Genomic DNA, 17,858 nt, shown 5'->3' on the forward strand with positions numbered 1-17,858 from the left:
TACTCGATCTGGTAGACCGTATGACTGCCGTATCTGTAATCCATGCGCTTGCCCTCCAGCCCCGCATGGTGGCGCTAAAGCTCACCGGCTGAAAGCCGGTGGTTTTAACCTTTCGATGGAAAATAAATACTTCCGATCCATAGGCGGGCAGAGCTGGGTGTTCGCGTACCCCTACAAGAATGGTAAGGGAGAAAAGCAGTACCGCCGGCTATACCTGTTGGCGGGAACCGCAATCGTGCGTCACAAGCGTCTACCCGGGGCTTACAACCCCTATGATGTGAGGCGCTGAGGGTTCAACGGATGCAGCACAAGCTGCGTTATCGGGGGCAAATACTCAGTATTTTCCGCAGACAAAAGGGGCTTTGTGCCCTTTGCGGGCAAGCGGTGAGTAAGGAAACGGGCTGGCACGATCACCACGTTATCAGGCGTGTGGACGGCGGCTCGGATACTTTACGTATCGCACACTGCTTCATCCCAACTGCCATGCGCTGGCTCATAGTCGGCAAAAAGATACACCTCTACGGTTTAGTGGTTTATAGCTGTAGAATCCGACGCAACACTTCGTACGTTGCCGGCCAAGCTACTTGGTTTTTCGTAAGCTTGAGCCGTATGCGGTGAAAGCCGCACGTACGGTTCTTAGGGGGGGATGAGCCAGCAATGGCCTATCCCTACCCGACTTATCCCCTAAGCCTCAAGGTAACCCCACGATGTCCTTCGCTGAGCAACTGTCCCGCCTGCAAGCCTTTCTCGATGCCGATGAGCTGCACGAAGAGGCGTTGGACTACGTGGCCGCCCACGGTTACCTGACCGCCCTGGCCATCTGCCCGGATCAGGTACCGGAGCGTGAGTGGATCGACGCGCTGTTCGCCGAACCGCCGCACTACCGCAGCGATGCCGAACGCGAAGAGATCGAGAGCACGCTGATTCACCTGAAAGCCCATATCGCGCGTCAACTGGCCGGTGAGGAAGAGCCGGAGCTGCCGTGCGATCTGGACCTCGGCGAAGAACCGGATGACTCCGACCTGCGCGGCTGGTGCATCGGCTTCATGGAAGGCGTGTTCCTGCGTGAAGCCGTGTGGTTCGAGGATGCCGAAGACGAAGTCAGCGAGTTGCTGCTGCCGATCATGGTCGGCTCCGGTCTGTTCGACGAACAGACCGAGTTCGCCGAGATCGCTCGCGACCGCGACCTGGTGGACAGCATGATCGACCAGATTCCCGAGCTACTGACCGCTCTCTTCCTGCTGTGCCAGGCTCCGGAAGAAAAACCCGCACTGCTCAAGCCTCGCCACTGACCCCATGAGCCGGGGCTCGCCCCCGGCTGCCGCCAAGACCCGCCCATGCCGCGTGACATCCAGCCAAGCCGCCATCGCAGTGTCCGTTACATGCTGCTAGCGATTGGCTGGTTAAGCGTGGCACTCGGGGTCATCGGCATCTTCCTGCCCGTACTGCCGACCACGCCATTCCTGCTCCTGGCGGCGGCCTGTTTCGTGCGCAGCTCACGGCGCTTCTACCTCTGGCTGGTCACCCACCCGCGCCTGGGGCCATGGATTCGCGACTACCTCGAAGGCCAGGGCATCCCGCTCAAGGGCAAGGTCTATGCCCTGGTGCTGATGTGGGTCAGCATAAGCTTCTCCTGCTATCTGGTGCCCATGCCCTGGGCGCGCGCGTTCATGCTCAGCAGTGCGGTGCTGGTCAGCCTGTATATCCTCAAGCAGAAGACCCTGCCCAATCCCTGAGCGCTCTGCGCAGCACGGATGCTATCTAGCAAACCAGCGCCCCGGATTGCATCCTGGCTGCGGGAGCCAGTCACTTCCTCGACAAGCTTTTGACGCTGCCTTCTTACTCTGACGATGCGGCCGGCAAAAAGCCGATACTTCACCTAGACTCTGCCAATCGAGCCAGGAGACCACGACCCCATGCGACAGCTGCGCGTTCAGGGATGGCGGTGGCGGCTGCTGATCCTGTGGATCGGCGGCGGGCTGCTGGCCGCGCTGGCAGTAGCCGATTGGGACTTTGCCGTGATCGTGAAGAATGCGGAAAACCGCTACGGCAACCTCGGCCCTGCACGAAAACGCATTCTCGACTGGGAAGAGTTGCTCAAGAGCAGCGCCAGCCTGAACGAGGCGGACAAGCTCAACGAGGTCAATCGCTTCTTCAACCGCACCATCCGCTTCGTCGATGACATCCAGCTCTGGCGCGAGAACGACTACTGGGCCACGCCGGTAGAAATGCTGGTCAAGGGCGCAGGCGACTGCGAGGACTACTCCATCGCCAAGTACTTCACCCTGCGCCGCCTCGGTATCCCCAGCGAGAAGCTGCGCATCACCTACGTCAAGGCACTGAATTACAACCAGGCGCACATGGTGCTGACCTACTACTCCAGCCCCACTGCCGAGCCGTTGGTACTGGATAACCTGATCAACGACATCCGCCCTGCCTCACAACGCAACGACCTGCTGCCGGTGTACGCCTTCAATGCCGAAGGCCTCTACCTGCCCGGTTCGAACACGCGCAAGAGCGACTCCAAGAAGCTCTCGCGCTGGCAGGACATCCTGAAAAAAATGCGCGCGGAGGGCTTCGCCATCGGCGAAGGCTAGGAGGAAAGAGGAATGTCCCTACTCAAGCAACTGTTTCTCGCCATCTGCCTGTTTCTGGTGATGGCTTTCACCGGCAGCTTCATCGTCGGGGTGGAGAGCTCACGCGAACAGTTGATCAGCCAGCTGCGCTCGCACGCCCAGGACGCCGCCACGGCGCTGGGGCTGTCGATGACGCCGCACGTGGACGACCCGGCGATGATCGAGCTGATGGTCAGCTCGATCTTCGACAGCGGCTACTTCGCCAGCATCCGCGTGGTGCGCATTGCCGACGACAGCGTGATCGTCGAACGCAGCACCGAGATCAGGCCCGAGAACGTGCCCGGCTGGTTCGTCGACCTGGTCGATCTGCAGCCCCAGGGTGGCGATGCGCTGATCATGCGTGGCTGGGAGCAGGCCGCAAGGGTCGAGGTGCTCAGCCATCCGCAGTTCGCCCTGGCCAAACTGTGGGACAGCGCCCTCGGCAGCCTGTTCTGGCTGCTGCTGTGTGGCCTGGTCAGTGCCGTGCTCGGTGGCTGGCTGCTGCGTACCCAGCTGCGGCCGCTGGACAACATGGTGCAGCAGGCGCAGGCCATCAGCCGCCGCGAATTTCTCACCCTGCCCCGTGTGCCACGCACGCCAGAGCTCAAGCGGGTGGTGCTGGCCATGAACCAGATGGTCGACAAGCTCAAGACCCTGTTCGCCGAAGAGGCCGCACGCAGCGAGAAACTACGCGAGGAGGCCTATCAGGACAGCCTCACCGGCCTGGCCAACAGCCGCCAGTTCGACATACGCCTGAGCAACCAGTTGGTGATCAACGAGCAGCATCCGGATGGCTACCTGTTGCTGCTGCGCCTCAACGACCTGGGCGGCCTCAACCAGCGTCTCGGCGGCCAGCGAACCGACGCACTGATTGCCGCGCTGGGCGATCAACTCAAACAACTGCTGGCGTTACCGGGGCGCAGCCAATGGCTGGCCTCACGCAACCGCGGCGGCGAGTTCACGCTGCTTGCACCCGGCCTCAATGGCGAAGACGCAGAGCGCCTGGCCAGCGAGCTCAGCGAAGCCCTGAACAGCCTGAAGCAGACCGGTGCCAGTGACTGCGATCCCGTTGCCCACATTGGTATTGCCGCCTTTCGCCCCGGCGAACAGAGCGCGGCAGTGCTGAGTCGCGCCGATCAGGCTCTGGCTCAGGCACAGAGCAACACCGACAGGTGCTGGGAACGCCTCGACGACTTCACCACCCAGACCACTCAGGGCTTGCATGACTGGCGCAGCTGGATCGACGATGCGCTGAGCCTGGGCAGATTGCAGTTGTATTTCCAGCCTGTAGCCGAATGCGCGACGGGCAGGTTCATGCAGCACAAGATCCTCGCACGCCTGCTCGATCCAGCCGGCGAAGCCATCACGGCCGGCCGCTTCCTGCCCTGGATCGAGCGCCTGGGCTGGGCCGCGCGCTTCGATCTGGCGATGATCGAACACAGCCTGGCCCACCTGGCGCAACATCCTCACCCACTGGCCCTGAGCCTGTCCGCCGCGACCCTGCGTAATCAACAGGACAAAGCGCGCCTGCTGGATACGCTGAACAGGCACAAAGACGTAGCGCACCTGATGACGCTGGAAATCGATGAACGCCACCTACCGCCACCCGCCGAGCTGGAGGCGCTGAGCCAGTCGATTCGTGAGGCGGGTTTCAACCTGGGCCTGCAGCATTTTGGTGGGCGCTTCAGCCTGATTGGCAATCTCACCCACCTGGGCCTGGCGTACCTGAAAATCGATGGCACCTACATCCGCGCCATCGATCAGGAGAGCGACAAGCGGCTATTCATCGAAGCGATCTTCCGCGCCACCAACAGCATCGACCTGCCGTTGATCGCCGAGATGGTGGAAACCGAAGAGGAACTCGCAGTGCTGACCGAACTGGGCATCCACGGCGCCATGGGCCGTCTGATCGGCGCACCGGCGCCGTGGGGCAAGCAATAGCTGCAGGAGCCCCTACCGGGGGTAGTTTCTGAAAATTACGGTTGGCGCACCGGCCGCTTCGCCGCGGGGCGCGGCTCCTACAAAGGCGGGGTTCTAAACCAGATTGTGTTCGTCGTCGCCGAGCAGGCCGCTCAGGCCCTCGATCTCGGCTCGCGCGATGGCACGCTGGTCGAGCTTCTGCCGCGCCGCTTCGGGCAGGTCGGTGTAGCGGATCACGCCGCGCTCTACAAGCACGCTGACTACGTCTTCCAGCACGCGCACGAGCTCCAGGTCGGACTGCTTGAGGCTGTCCAGACGCGCCTTGACCTCCTCCTTGGCCTCCAGCCAGGCCTGCAACTCGTCGCTCTCGACCGCCAGGTTTTCCGTCATACCCTCAAAGGGCTCATGTTCGACTCGCAACAAACGCCCGGCCGCGTCGCGCTGTACGTAAACCATCGCTGCCTCCAGCAAACGCCATAAAAAAGCCCACCACCCGAAACGGGTAGCGGGCTTACTCTAGTTGAGTACTTCAGCTAAGGAAACTCTGATAAGCATTTCCTTTTGCCTGAGGGACCGCCAGCGCAGCGCTGACAGCCTCCCTCACATCTCAGGCGACCAGCTGATTCTGGTCCAGCATGCCCTGGATGATATCTGCAGTATTGCCACCGGAAAGGATGGTGTTCTCCAGGGTGATGGTCTGATCCACCGGCGCGCCACCACCGGCGCTGGCGATGTTGATCACCGTACTACCCGGATCGCTGACGAAGTCGAAGCTCAGGTACTGGGTCAACACGTCGGCACTGGCGGGGCCATCGATACCCTGCAGCAACTGAGATAGATCCAACTTGTCGTCATCCAGGTCGAAGTCCTTGACGATATCGTGGTAGTTGCCGCCGCGATCCCCCGCATTCCAGACGAAGGTATCGTTGCCGCTACCGCCGAACAGCACATCGTTGCCGGCGCCACCGATCAGGATGTCATCACCGCCCTGGCCGAACAGCCAGTCGTTGCCGGCACCACCTTCGAGCCTGTCATTGCCTCCGACACCCGGTACCGATGCCCCCAGTTTTTCGGCATTCAGACGAATGAAGTCCATGACCTGCGCCTGAGTCGGGGTTGCTCCCAGAGTGGTCGTCAGATGATCGACCAGCACCTGGTAACCCGGCGCCTTACCGGCGTCTATCCATAGCGTGTTGAGCGAGTCACCGAACAGGTAGTCGTCGCCGGTACCGGCCACCAGATGATCGTCGCCCAGGCCGGCATAGCCACCATCGGTGACACTGCCGGGATCAAGCACGGCGAAGAGCTGGCTCGGCGTGGTGACGATCTGCGGCTCGCCTACCGCACCGTTGATGGTATTGCCGCCAAACGACAGCGACCCCTGCCCCGTGACATCGGTATTGTCGAAGAAACGCAGCACGTTACTGTTGACCCCGGTACCGATGCCAATGGCATGCACCTCGGCGCGAGCCATCAAGGTCGTTGCATCATCCAGAGCCCGGTTGACGTCATTGAAGTTCACCGTGCTGCCACTATTGCTGTTGTCGCCGTTGTAGGTGGTCGGATCGCCGTCGGTAAGGAAGTAGGCGAGATTCTTGTAGCCGTTGGCGTCCACACCACCGAACCAGGCATTGGTCTGCTGCATCGCCGCCTCGTAGTTGGTGGCCCCGGAAGCAGTCAGCGCCATCAGCACGTTGTTCGGTGCAGCCAGGGCCGCCTGGATCTGCGCCAGGGTGCCACTGAGCAGCAGGCTGGAGCTGGACGAGAACGAAATCAGTGCGATGTTGATCTGCCCGGTATGGGTACCGAGTTTGCCAATGAAGGCATTGACCGCATCCTTGAGCAACGCCAGACGGCTGCTGTATCCCCCTGGCCATCCGGGTCACTGCTCATGCTGCCGGAACGATCGAGGATCAAGGCGATGTTGTAGTTCTCTGCGGGTTTGATCACCGGCGGCTTAGCGCCTCCCAGATCACCCACCAGCACGTCGTTGCCGAAAGTCCCTTCGATAGCCCCTTTGCCATCGTCGTACTGACTGGGCACATGATGGGGCACGCTGGAGTTCGGCGTGTCATCAGCATTGCTGCCGACTACAAGCACCGACTGGTCGCCACGGATGCAGATATCCAGATCGGCCGAGGCACGGTCGCCATCGCCGTCGCTCACAACGTAGGTAAAGCTCTGCGTCAACTGCCCGCCGGGGCCGAAGCTCAGGTTGCCTTTCGCGGCAAAGTCGAACTGCCCGACCTTGTCGCCATCCAGGTGAATCTTCAACGTCCCGGTTGCGGTGTTGAGGGTCAGCTCGGCCGTTGCAGCATTGAAGCTCCAGGTGGTCGAACCTGCCCCGCTCACCTCGATGCCGTTGCCGGCGTCGTTGAGGCTGAAGGTCTGGCCATCGACGCTGACCGACTCGATACGCCCGAGACCGTCGGCGCCCAGGTTGTCATTGGCCAGAACGTCGCCGGAGACACTGCCGCCAAGGTCAGCCAGATCCAGCAGGGTTGCGGACAAGCTGGCAGGCGTGCTGTTGATCACCAAACCATCACTGGAAATCTGCCCCATGAAGGAGCCCGTGAAGTTGATGCCCACGGGGTGCGCCGTGAAACTGTTGGTGGCGCTGTTGTGATCACCATCGATGTTGCCGATGAAGTTCGTCCAGTTGTTGGCGATCCAGGTGGTCAGCGTCGCGCCCTGCGCTCCGACGGTGGGCTCACCATCGGAGATGAAGTACAGCTTGTGCTGCTGTGCCGGATCGGCGTCCGGAGCCATGATGTCGCTGGTGATTTGCGTCTTGGCCGCGCTCAGGGCTTGCTCGTAGTTGGTGAAACCACTGGCGCTAAGGCCGTTGACCGCCGTGAGCAGAGCCGTGTAGCCCGGATCACCCACCGAGCTGAAGGTGAAGTCGCCGATTTCTGCGGCGCCCGAGTTGAAGGTGATCAGGTTGACGTGCACCGGAGCAGAGAGACCGGCATAACCCTGGGCCAGGTCGATCACCGCCTGCTTGAGCGCGGCCAGCTTGGCGCCGGCCATGCTCAACGAGACGTCCAGCACCAGGGTCAGGTTCACCAGCGGTGGCGCGGCCTGCACGATGCAGTCGGGCTTGTCGCTGGCGGCGATGGGCACGTCATCCTGCACGTCGATCACCAACGTCCCTGCCGGGAAGCCGGCGGGTAACGGGTCGCCATCACCATCGGTCGCCTGCAGCATCTTGGAGAAATCGATAGGCTGTCCTGCGGTACCCAGGGTTTCACCATCGTTGCCATCGCCCAGCGGATGATCCAGCGGGCCTTTTAGCTCGAAGCGATAACTGCCGTCAGCCCCCACCTCGAAGCTGAATACCGGATAGCCGTCGACCCCCGCCACCTCACCGATCAGGGTGGAATTGACCAACTGGTCGCCATCCCATTCGTACTCGACTCGGTAGCTCAGTTCGACGCCACCGGAGCTGAGCTGCTGCGCCAGCATAGACGCCACATCACCGGTCAGACTGAAGACTCCCGGCCCATCGGCGCCGAAATTGACCAGCGTATGAAGAGTGCCTGCACTTCCCTCGGCCACCAGTGTCTGGCCAGCCTCGGGGTTGCCCAGATAGGGCGAGTCGAGCTGATCCTCGTGCACCAGGTGATTGAAAGTAGGCGCGCAGTTATCGTCCACGGCCTGATACTGCGGGTGCTTGGCAACGGTCACCTTGGATCCACCGAAGGCGCTGCTGCCACCAACCAGGTATTTGCCCAGGCCTAGATCGACGGGATTGATGACGTCACCATCGCCGTCGTAGAACTTGGTACCGGCCTTGATGTAGTAGGCCTCGACGGTGCCGCCATAGGCCTGTTCGACCCAGGCGACGTAGCCTTGCGGGTGGCTCGGATCCTTGATGTCACTGCCGCCGGGATATTCGATCTTGACCGCCTTGGTGCCGTCGTCGGTGTCGACCAGGAACAGCACATGGGAAATGCCATGATCGATGTTCTTCGGATCGCAGCCGCAGTCCTTCTCGGCCAGTGTTGGCACGTCGTCCTGCACGTTGATGACGAACAGACCGCCAGCCTCCAGCGGTATATGCAGCGGGTCGCCATCACCATCGGTGATCGCCAGCAACTGGGTGAAGTCGATGCCAAAGGCACCGTCCGACGACCAGAGCTCGTTGTCATCACCATTTTTCAGCGGATGGTCGATTGGTCCCTGCAGTTCGAAGCTGAAGTCGCCGTTGGCCTCCACCACCAGGGTGAATACCGGGTAACCTTCTCCAACCGTGGCCGTCGCAGTAAGCGTGGTGCTGACCAGATTGCCATCGTCATCGAGCTCCTGGATGACCTTGTAGTCGAGCAGCTCACCGCCGGACTTCAGCCCCTGGGCGTTCAGCAACTCGGCGGCGCTACCCTCCTCTACCAGGCTGAACTCACCGGGGCCATCGGCGCCGAACGACACCAGGGCGGAAAGGCTTCCGCCACCAGTGGCAGTGCTGATCACCAGTGTCTGCAACGCACCGTCGGGGTTACCCGCATGCGGTTCGCTCAGCAAGTCTTCGTGCACGGTGCCCCCCACAGCAGGTAGCTGCGGATTGGGTTCGTTGAGCGTCGGCACATCATCTTCGATATCGATGACGAAGCTGCCGGCGTCGAAACCGTCGTTCAGCGGGTCGCCGTCGCGGTCGGTGGCCACCAGCAGGCCGGAGAAGTCCAGTGCCAGGCTGTTATCGCCCAGGGTTTCCGCGTCGATGCCATCGGCCTCCGGATGATCCAGCGGGCCCTGCAGGGTGAACAGGTAGCTGCCGTCCGGGTTGACCAGCAGGGTAAACACCGGTGCGCCGCCCTCGCCGGCCGTGGCCGTCAGGGTGCTGCCGTCGGCCGAGACGGCGTAAAACAGCTCGACGTTGCCCGAGGCCAGGCCCAGGTCCTGCAGGCCGATCAGCGCACCCGGGGCGGTGCTCAGCTGGAAGCCGCCGCGGCCGTCGGCGCCGAAGTTGACCAGGGCGTCCAGCGCCCCGACATCGCCTTCGACCGTCAAGGTCTGATCGCCGCCTTCGGCATTACCGTTGTCCAACGCGTCTTCATGCACCAGGCCGCCCACGGTGGGCCGTTCGCCCGGGGCGCCGACCAGTACCGGCACATCGTCCTCGATATCGATGACGAAGCTGCCGGCGTCGAAGCCATCAGCCAGCGGGTCGCCGTCACCGTCGGTGGCCACCAGCAGGCCGGAGAAGTCCAGCGCCAGGCTGTTATCGCCCAGGGTCTCCGCGTCGATGCCATCGGCCTCCGGATGATCCAGCGGGCCCTGCAGGGTGAACAGGTAGCTGCCGTCCGGGTTGACCAGCAGGGTAAACACCGGTGCGCCGCCCTCGCCGGCCGTGGCCGTCAGGGTGCTGCCGTCGGCCGAGACGGCGTAAAACAGCTCGACGTTGCCCGAGGTCAGGCCCAGGTTCTGCAGGCCGATCAGCGCACCCGGGGCGGTGCTCAGCTGGAAGCCGCCACGCCCGTCGGCGCCGAAGTTGACCAGGGCGTCCAGCGCCCCGACATCGCCTTCGACCGTCAAGGTCTGATCGCCGCCTTCGGCATTACCGTTGTCCAACGCGTCTTCATGCACCAGGCCGCCCACGGTGGGCCGCTCGCCCGGGGAACCAACCAGTACCGGCACGTCGTCCTCGATATCGATGACGAAGCTGCCGGCGTCGAAACCACCCGCCACGGCGTCGCCATCAAAATCGGTCGTTTGCAGAATTCCGGAGAAATCCAGCGCCAGGCTGCTGTCACCCAGGGTTTCCGCGTCGATGCCATCGGCCTCCGGATGATCCAGCGGGCCCTGCAGGGTGAACAGGTAGCTGCCGTCCGGGTTGACCACCAGGGTGAACACCGGGTTACCACCCGCCGTGGCAATCAAGGTCGTGCCGTCGGCGGAAACCGAATAGGCCAGCGCCACACCGCCCGAGGTCAGGCCCAGGGCGATCAGGCTGTCGAGCGCTTCGGCGCTGCCGCTGAGGGAGAAACTGCCGCGCCCATCGGCGCCGAAATTGACCAGCGCATCCAGGGTGCCGGGCCCGCCGCTGAGCGTCAGGGTCTGGCCGCCTTCGGCATTACCGTTGTCCAACGCGTCTTCATGCACCAGGCCGCCAACGCTCGGGCGTTCGCCCGGTACGCCTTGCAGTTCCGGGGTGTCGTCGTCGACGCCCAGCGTCAGGCTGCCGGCAGCGGTGTTGCCGGCGCCGTCGGTGATGCTGTAGCCAAACAGGAAGAACAGGTCGTTCTCGTCGCTGCCGCCAGGTTCCGGTGCGGCATGGTCAAGCGGGGCGAACAGGCTGAACTCGTAGGTGCCAGCCGCCAGATCGGTGAGCTGCAGGGTGAATACCAGCGTGTCGCCGGCAAAGGCGCTGAGGGTCAAACCATCGGCGCTGACGCTGTAAGTCAGCGAAACGCCCTGCGAGCTGATTCCCAGCGCCGCCAGCCCTTCGCTGCTCCAGGCGAAGCTGCCGATGCCATTGGGGCCGAAGCTGTAGCCCAGGGTGCCGATGACCACCGTGTCTTCGCCGGCCAGATCGTTTGGACCACCGGCAATACCACCCGGCAGCCCCTCTTCATCGACTGCATTGCTGGCTTCGCCGCCGCTGGGAAAACCCTCTGGCCCAGCCGGCAGCGGGATATCCGGATCGACGATCGGCTCGGCATCGGGGAATTCGGGGCCGGTGCTGAGCCCTTCGGTAGGGAAACCTATCACTGGGTCGAGTGCGCCGCCGACCTCGCCGAGCAGCACGAAGGAGTGGCCGCCACCGGCGCCACCCGCGCCGCCACCGGCTCCCGGGCCGGCCGCGGTGGCTTCGCCTTCGAGGGTCGGGTCGACGCCGGCCTCAATCGCCGCCTGCAGTTGCTCGACGTCGGTCAGGTCGCTGTCGCTGGGAACGGGGGGCGGCGCATCGGCCGTCGGGGCCTGTGAGGTGGGGCTGGAGGCAAGCATCTGCGCGTCGAGCGTCATGCTGCTATCGCGCCCAAGGGTCAGTTGCTGGCCGTTGGTCATGGCAATGGCCACCGCGCCGGAGGCGCCGGTTACCAGTTGCTCGCCCGCGTAGACCCGGTCTCCTTCACTGATCGGCCGGCGCGATCCGTCGCTCGCTACCGCGAACACTTCGCCGACAACCTGACTGACGACACCAATAAGAGTAGCCATGATTCCATCCTCACTACAGCTGCCGACCACCGCCGACACGTACCTACCGAAAGGGCCAGAACACCTTTTCGTAGCCGAGGAGAAAACCAAGACAGCTGATTGAAATGGAACGGCGCAAAATCCCAAAAACGCTACTGACAAAAAAATGTCACTACAGCCTGCGTCGAACTACTCCATCAGATGAATCCCCGCCCTTTTGATGCCTGACAACCCATTTCAGCTGCGCACCCACGGAAAATGAGGACTTGCGCAGCTCACAGGTTGAAACAATGTGCTGCTTTTCGCAGAGTTCATAAGATTTTTTCTGAATATAGGTTGTGAAAAAAACATCTTAGGTTCTCCAAAAGTTGTTCTTAGCTCTGATGTTACAAGCCTGAAACGGTTTCACAGGCAAAAACGCCATTTTTATGGCGACAGGATAAGAACTTCAGTCAGGAGAAACGCCAATGCGCACCTTAACCCCGCTATGGAGCGCCATGCTTTTGGCGACTGTTTGCAGTCAGGCGCAAGCCATGAATCTCTCGGAAGCGATTCAGAGCACGCTGGATAATCACCCCGAAATCCACGCTGCCGCCAATAGCCGACTCTCATCGGATGAAGATGTGAAATTCGCCAAGGGCGGCTACCTGCCCACCGTTGACCTGCTGGTCGGTTACGGCCGGGAGCGTACGGACAGCCCCAGCACACGGGCACTTGGCAATCACAACAAGGAAACCCTGAACTACCGCGATGCCGAGCTGCGCCTACGGCAGATGCTGTTCGACGGCTTCAATACGCCCAACGAAGTCGCGCGCACCCAGGCAGTGGTCAACTCCCGCGCCTACCGCCTGCTCGGTACGTCCGAAAGCCTGGCCCTGCGCACCGTCGAGGTCTACCTCGATGTGCTGATGCGCCGCGAGATGGTCACCCTGGCCCGCAACAACCTGCAGGCACACCAACGCATCAACGATCAGATCGGCTTGCGCAGCCGCCAGGGCGTTGGCAGCACCGCCGACCTCGACCAATCCGAGGCCCGTCTGGCCCTGGCGCAGAACAACCTGTACACCGAAGAGGTCAACCTGGCCGATGCCGAAGCCAACTTCTTCAGCGCCGTGGGGCGTTTGCCGGATCAGTTGGAGACACCCTCCTCGGTCAAGGGCAACATGCCGGCCGATTTGCTCGCCGCCCGCCAGACCGTGATGGACAACAACCCCTTCCTGAAGTCGGCACAGTCGGACGTAAATGCTGCCGAGAAGCAGTACGAGGTGGCCAAGTCGCCCTTCTACCCACGCTTCGACCTGGAGTTGGCCACTAATGCCAACGACAACGTGCAGGGTGACGAGGGGCACTACAACACCTGGCGAGCCGCCGTTGTGATGAACTACAACCTGTTCAACGGCATGCGCGACAAGGCCCGCCTGCAATCGGCCGCGCACCAGATCAACGAGTCGATGGACATCCGCAACAACGCGCTGCGCGTGCTTAACGAAAACCTCTCGCTGGCCTGGAACGCCATGGAGAACGCGCGCCTGCAAACCCCCAAAGCCCGTGACTACGCTGACTACACCTCACGGGTTCGCGAGGCCTACCAGCAGCAGTTCAGCCTGGGGCAACGCACCCTGCTCGACCTGCTCGACAGCGAAAACGAACTGTTCACTGCCAACCGCCGCTACACCGAGGTTCGCTACGGCGAAGAGTTCTCGATGTACCGCGTCGTCGCGGCCATGGGTGATCTGCTACGCCAGCAACAGGTCGTAGTCCCGGCGGAAGCTGTAGCCCTCACCGAAGTGAAGAGCGAAGCACGCTTGCCGGAAATGAAGTAGTACCGACCCGAGACCCCGCGTGAACACGCGGGGTCAACGTGCGGCAAAGGTCTGAACAGGTCTGAACAGGTCTGAGGAGTAGTAGAAATTGACCACCATGGAACGGCCAGGGCCGACCAGTGATCCGCGGCTCAGTCACGACGATCCGCTGCTGGATGGTTTATTGATCCTCTGTCGGCTACACGGCTGCTCGGCCAGCCGTGGCACCCTCAGTGCCGGCCTGCCCATGCCGGAGCAACGCATGAGCCCCGACCTGCTGCCGCGTGCTGCGGCCCGGGCCGGGCTGCAGGGGCGTCTGCTACAGCGCGAGCTTGCCAGCATTTCCGCCCTCAACCTGCCAGTCCTGCTGCTGCTCAAGGACGGTCGCTGTGCGGTCCTGCGCCAGTGGGGGCCGAAACAGCAGGCGCAGATTCTGCCCTGCGAAACGGATGGCGGCGAGCAATGGGTCAGCCGCGAACAACTGGCCACCGAGTACAGTGGCCGGGCCTTTTTTGCCCGCCCTCGACATCAGCTGGAAGAAGCCCGCACACCGCTGGTGCCACGCATCGAAGCCTGGTTTCGCGACACCCTCAAGCTGTCGCGCTGGCTCTACACCGATGCCGTCCTGGCCAGCCTGCTGATCAACCTGCTGGGCCTGATGGTGCCGCTGTTCGTGATGCAGACCTACGACCGTGTAGTACCCAACCAGGCGACCGCAACGCTCTGGGTGTTGGCCATCGGACTGTTTATCGGCACCGGTTTCGAACTGCTGCTCAAGGTGCTGCGCGCGCACCTGCTCGACACGGCAGGCAAGAAGACCGACGTGGTGCTGTCGGCCACCTTGTTCGAGCGCATCACCGGCATGTCGATGAAGGCGCGGCCGGCCAGCGTCGGCGGCTTCGCCCAGAGCATCCACGACTTCCAGGGGCTGCGCGATTTCCTCACCGCAGTGACGCTGACCAGCCTGATCGATCTGCCCTTCTCCCTGCTGATGCTGCTGGTGATCGGACTGATCGGCGGCCCGCTGGTGTTCATCCCGCTGTTGGCCTTCCCCATCACCGCGCTGTTCGCCTACATCATTCAGGCACGCCTGCGCGACACCGTGCAAAGAAGCCTGCAGCTTGGCTCGCAACGCCAGGCGCTGCTGATCGAAACCCTCGGTGGCCTGGAAACGCTCAAGGCCTGTGGTGCCGAAAGCGAGCGCCAGCATCAATGGGAGCAAACCCATGGCGCCCTCACCCGCCTGGACGGCCATGCAAAATTCCTCGCCTCGCTGGCCACCAACGGCACCCTGTTCCTGCAGCAGTTCGCCGGCATGGCCACCATAGTCGCGGGGGTCTATCTGATCATCGCCGGCAATCTCAGCGTCGGTGCGCTGGTGGCCTGCTACATGCTCGGCAGCCGCATCCTCGCCCCACTGGGACAGATCGCCGGGCTGATCACCCGCTATCAGCAGGCACGCCTGACCATGACCAGCACCGATGCCCTGATGGCCCTGCCGCAGGAGCGTCAGGACAAGCAGCGGCCGCTGGATCGTACCCAGCTCAAGGGGGCTCTGGAGGTGCGGCAAATCAGTTTCACCTACCCGGGCCAGAGCGCACCGGCGCTGAACAACGTCAGCCTGCGCCTGGGCGCTGGCGAGCGCCTCGGCATCATCGGTCGCAGCGGTTCGGGCAAGAGCACCCTGGCGCGACTGCTGATGGCCTTCTACAGCGCCGACGAAGGGCAGATCCTGCTCGACAACCTCGACCTGCGCCAACTCGACGTCGCCGACCTGCGCCATCAGATCGGCTACGTCGCCCACGACCTGCCACTGCTGGCTGGCAGCCTGCGCGACAACCTGACCCTCGGCGCCCGTTACATCAGCGACGCACGCATGCTCGAAGTCGCCGAGCTGACTGGCGTGGTGGACCTGGCGCGCCAGCATCCGCAAGGCTTCGACCGCCCGGTAGGCGAACGCGGCCAACTGCTCTCCGGCGGCCAGCGCCAGGCCGTACTGCTGGCCCGCGCACTGTTGCTCGACCCGCCAATCCTGGTGCTCGACGAACCCACCAGCGCCATGGACAACACCAGCGAAGACCTGCTGCGCCAGCGCCTGCACAAGTGGGTGCAGGGCAAGACGCTGATCCTCATCACCCACCGTGCCTCCATGCTCAGCCTGGTGGATCGCCTGGCCGTGCTGGACAACGGCCATGTGGTGGCGGACGGGCCGAAGGAAGCGGTGATCGAAGCCTTGCGCAAGGGCCGCGTCGGCCCGGCCAGCCTGTAGGAGCGACGTGCGATGCAAGCGACCCAGAACCTCGGCAACTACTTCAGCAGCCTGCGCGAAAAACGCCAGGACACCGAGTTCATGCCGGAAGTCGAAGGTGCCATTCTGGAAGACTCGCCCTGGCTCAGCCGCGCCACGATCTGGGTGGTCAGCGCCTGCCTGCTGGCGGCACTGGTCTGGGCAAATTTCGCCGTACTGGAAGAGGTCACCACCGGCGAAGGCAAGGCCATCCCGTCGAGCAAGGTGCAGGTGATCCAGAACCTGGAGGGCGGCATCGTCAGTGAGATCTTCGTGCGCGAAGGCCAGGTGGTGGACAAGGGGGACACCCTGCTGCGCCTGGATGACACCCGCTTTCTCTCCAATCGCGGGGAGACCGAAGCGGATCGGCTGGCGCTCATCGCCCGTCTCGAACGACTGAGCGCAGAGGCCGAAGGCCGCGAACCGCAACTGCCCGAAGAAATCACCCGCGACGCGCCACAGCTGGCCGAAGACCAGTTGGCCCTGTATCGCTCGCGCCAGCAACGGCTGCGCAGCGAGCAGCGCACCTTGGGCGAACAACTGCGGCAAAAGGAGCAGGAGCTCGCCGAGTTTCGCTCCAAGGCCCAGCAATACCGTTCCAGCCTCGGCCTGTTGCAGCAGGAGCTGAACATGTCGCAACCCCTGGTGGCCTCGGGCGCTATTTCCGAGGTCGAGGTGTTGCGTCTGCGCCGCAGCGTGGTGGAAGTACGCGGCTCGCTGGAGGCCACCAACCTGGCCATCCCGCGCGCCGAAGCGGCGATGAGCGAAATCAGGAGCAAGATGGAGGAATCCGAGCTGGCATTTCGCGCCGAGGCCTTCAAGGAGCTCAACGAATTACGCACCGAGCTGCAGAAGATCACCGCCACCAGCGTTGCCATCGAGGACAAGGTCACCCGCACCACCGTGACCTCGCCGGTGCGTGGGGTGATCAAGCAGCTCAAGGTCAACACCATCGGTGGCGTGGTGCAGCCGGGCAGCGACATGCTGGAAATCGTGCCGCTGGATGACAGCCTGCTGATCGAAGCCAAGGTGCGCCCGCAGGACGTGGCCTTCCTGCATCCTGGGCAGAAAGCCATGGTCAAGTTCACCGCCTATGACTACACCATCTACGGCGGGCTCAAGGCCAACCTCGAGCTGATCAGCGCCGACACCATCACCGACGAGGAAGGCAACAGCTTCTACCTGATCCATGTGCGCACCGACAAAAGCCACCTCGGTGGCGAGGAACATCCGCTGCTGATCATCCCCGGCATGGTCGCCACGGTAGACATCATCACCGGCGAGAAGAGCGTGCTGGCCTACCTGCTCAAGCCCGTGCTCAAGGCCCGCTCGGAAGCCATGCGCGAGCGTTGAACACCTGCCGTGCACGCTGCGTAGCCCCGGATGAAATCCGGGATTGATTGTCGAGCCGTAGAACCTCCCCGGATTGCATTGGGCTACGCGACAGACGCAACACCGTAGGGTGCGCCGTGCGCACCGCGTCAACGCTGGTGGTTGCGGACAAACACTGCTTCGCCCATCGCCGCGATCTGCCCTTCAATCAACGCGTCGAAGGGCCGCAGCAGCGCCTCGAAACCCTGCGGAGCCTCCAGCACATCCAGTGCGGCAACGATCGCCTCAATGGTCGACAGCGCCCCTTCTGCGGGTGCCTTGCGCAGGCGGTAACGCGACGGCGCCACTGCCCCCAGGCTAACACGCGGCAATGCTGCCAGCGACGGATTGAGGTGCAGCAGCTTGCGTGCCTTACGCCAGGTGCCGTCGGGCACGACCAATAGCAGCGGTTTCTCCTTGGGCACGTAGCCTGTCAGGACCACAGCCTCATCGCCGGGAAACAGCAGGCAGGCGCGATAATCAGACTGCGCGAGCAATTGTGGCAGATCATCGAATACCTCACCGACGCGCAGCTCCGCGTTGCGCAAGCCAAGCGCAGCCAGGCGAGCGGTATTGAGGGCGTGACCAACCTCGCTCGGGTGCTGCAGGATAAGCACGCGAGTACGACTCTCGAGGACGGGAATCAGCGGGCAGAGGCAATGGCCAAGCGGGCGCTGGCAGCGGGAGCAGGTCGGACGAGGCATGCCGCGCAGTGTGCCAGAACGCCCT

General features: G+C 62.9%; 11 protein-coding genes. 7 read left to right on the forward strand and 4 right to left on the reverse strand.

From position 1 onward, the window contains the following. The first annotated feature begins 707 nt into the window (after nt 1–707). The 4 genes from PSOLE_RS19600 to lapD all read left to right on the forward strand — a co-directional run bounded on the left by PSOLE_RS19600 (nt 708) and on the right by lapD (nt 4,556). On the forward strand, nt 708–1,292 hold the full coding sequence (locus PSOLE_RS19600) for a UPF0149 family protein (protein WP_074861309.1): 585 nt from the start codon (nt 708–710) through the stop codon (nt 1,290–1,292). Nucleotides 1,293–1,337: 45 nt separating this feature from the next. After that, nucleotides 1,338–1,736: a YbaN family protein gene (locus PSOLE_RS19605; RefSeq protein ID WP_003461611.1), complete on the forward strand. Its 399-nt coding sequence runs from the start codon at nt 1,338–1,340 to the stop codon at nt 1,734–1,736. Nucleotides 1,737–1,916: 180 nt separating this feature from the next. Then, the gene (lapG, locus tag PSOLE_RS19610; RefSeq protein WP_074861311.1) at nt 1,917–2,597 is read left to right on the forward strand and encodes a cysteine protease LapG; all 681 of its coding nucleotides are present in this window, start codon (nt 1,917–1,919) and stop codon (nt 2,595–2,597) included. Nucleotides 2,598–2,609: 12 nt separating this feature from the next. Beyond that, entirely contained in the window at nt 2,610–4,556 is a 1,947-nt protein-coding gene (lapD, locus tag PSOLE_RS19615; RefSeq protein ID WP_074861313.1) for a cyclic di-GMP receptor LapD, read from the forward strand. Nucleotides 4,557–4,649: 93 nt separating this feature from the next. Here lapD and PSOLE_RS19620 read toward each other — a convergent pair whose 3' ends face one another. The 3 genes from PSOLE_RS19620 to PSOLE_RS19630 all read right to left on the reverse strand — a co-directional run bounded on the left by PSOLE_RS19620 (nt 4,650) and on the right by PSOLE_RS19630 (nt 11,690). Beyond that, nucleotides 4,650–4,991 carry a tryptophan synthase subunit beta gene (locus PSOLE_RS19620; protein ID WP_074861315.1) on the reverse strand — a complete coding sequence of 114 codons (342 nt, stop codon included), beginning with the start codon at nt 4,989–4,991 and terminating at the stop codon, nt 4,650–4,652. 151 nt (nt 4,992–5,142) lie between these two features. After that, a complete protein-coding gene (locus tag PSOLE_RS24980) occupies nt 5,143–6,381 on the reverse strand; it encodes a type I secretion C-terminal target domain-containing protein (protein ID WP_074861317.1) in 1,239 nt (412 codons plus the stop codon). Beyond that, nucleotides 6,309–11,690 (reverse strand): retention module-containing protein, encoded by a 5,382-nt coding sequence (locus tag PSOLE_RS19630; protein ID WP_088339340.1) that lies wholly within the window; start codon nt 11,688–11,690, stop codon nt 6,309–6,311. Before PSOLE_RS19630 ends, PSOLE_RS24980 begins: the two co-directional genes overlap by 73 nt. A gap of 446 nt (nt 11,691–12,136) precedes the next feature. Between PSOLE_RS19630 and PSOLE_RS19635 the strand changes: the two genes are divergently transcribed. The 3 genes from PSOLE_RS19635 (at nt 12,137) to PSOLE_RS19645 (ending at nt 17,111) form a co-directional block, all read left to right on the forward strand. Beyond that, nucleotides 12,137–13,492: a TolC family outer membrane protein gene (locus tag PSOLE_RS19635; protein WP_074860495.1), complete on the forward strand. Its 1,356-nt coding sequence runs from the start codon at nt 12,137–12,139 to the stop codon at nt 13,490–13,492. A gap of 88 nt (nt 13,493–13,580) precedes the next feature. After that, complete coding sequence (locus PSOLE_RS19640) at nt 13,581–15,740, forward strand: type I secretion system permease/ATPase (protein WP_074860493.1); 2,160 nt, start codon at nt 13,581–13,583, stop codon at nt 15,738–15,740. A gap of 12 nt (nt 15,741–15,752) precedes the next feature. Further along, nucleotides 15,753–17,111 carry an HlyD family type I secretion periplasmic adaptor subunit gene (locus tag PSOLE_RS19645; RefSeq protein WP_074860490.1) on the forward strand — a complete coding sequence of 453 codons (1,359 nt, stop codon included), beginning with the start codon at nt 15,753–15,755 and terminating at the stop codon, nt 17,109–17,111. A gap of 128 nt (nt 17,112–17,239) precedes the next feature. On the opposite strand, the gene PSOLE_RS19650 is transcribed toward PSOLE_RS19645, so the two are convergent. Continuing rightward, nucleotides 17,240–17,833 (reverse strand): tRNA-uridine aminocarboxypropyltransferase, encoded by a 594-nt coding sequence (locus tag PSOLE_RS19650; protein ID WP_074860489.1) that lies wholly within the window; start codon nt 17,831–17,833, stop codon nt 17,240–17,242. Between the last annotated feature and the right edge of the window lie 25 nt (nt 17,834–17,858).

Source organism: Pseudomonas oleovorans subsp. oleovorans (assembly GCF_002197815.1).
Lineage (GTDB): Bacteria > Pseudomonadota > Gammaproteobacteria > Pseudomonadales > Pseudomonadaceae > Aquipseudomonas > Aquipseudomonas oleovorans.

What these genes read in the sequence shown, in the direction of transcription:
- PSOLE_RS19600 (WP_074861309.1), top strand. Translation starts at nt 708, where the DNA reads ATGTCCTTCGCTGAGCAACTGTCCCGCCTGCAAGCCTTTCTCGATGCC.
- PSOLE_RS19605 (WP_003461611.1), top strand. Translation starts at nt 1,338, where the DNA reads ATGCCGCGTGACATCCAGCCAAGCCGCCATCGCAGTGTCCGTTACATG.
- lapG (WP_074861311.1), top strand. Translation starts at nt 1,917, where the DNA reads ATGCGACAGCTGCGCGTTCAGGGATGGCGGTGGCGGCTGCTGATCCTG.
- lapD (WP_074861313.1), top strand. Translation starts at nt 2,610, where the DNA reads ATGTCCCTACTCAAGCAACTGTTTCTCGCCATCTGCCTGTTTCTGGTG.
- PSOLE_RS19620 (WP_074861315.1), bottom strand. Translation starts at nt 4,991, where the DNA reads ATGGTTTACGTACAGCGCGACGCGGCCGGGCGTTTGTTGCGAGTCGAA.
- PSOLE_RS19630 (WP_088339340.1), bottom strand. Translation starts at nt 11,690, where the DNA reads ATGGCTACTCTTATTGGTGTCGTCAGTCAGGTTGTCGGCGAAGTGTTC.
- PSOLE_RS19635 (WP_074860495.1), top strand. Translation starts at nt 12,137, where the DNA reads ATGCGCACCTTAACCCCGCTATGGAGCGCCATGCTTTTGGCGACTGTT.
- PSOLE_RS19645 (WP_074860490.1), top strand. Translation starts at nt 15,753, where the DNA reads ATGCAAGCGACCCAGAACCTCGGCAACTACTTCAGCAGCCTGCGCGAA.
- PSOLE_RS19650 (WP_074860489.1), bottom strand. Translation starts at nt 17,833, where the DNA reads ATGCCTCGTCCGACCTGCTCCCGCTGCCAGCGCCCGCTTGGCCATTGC.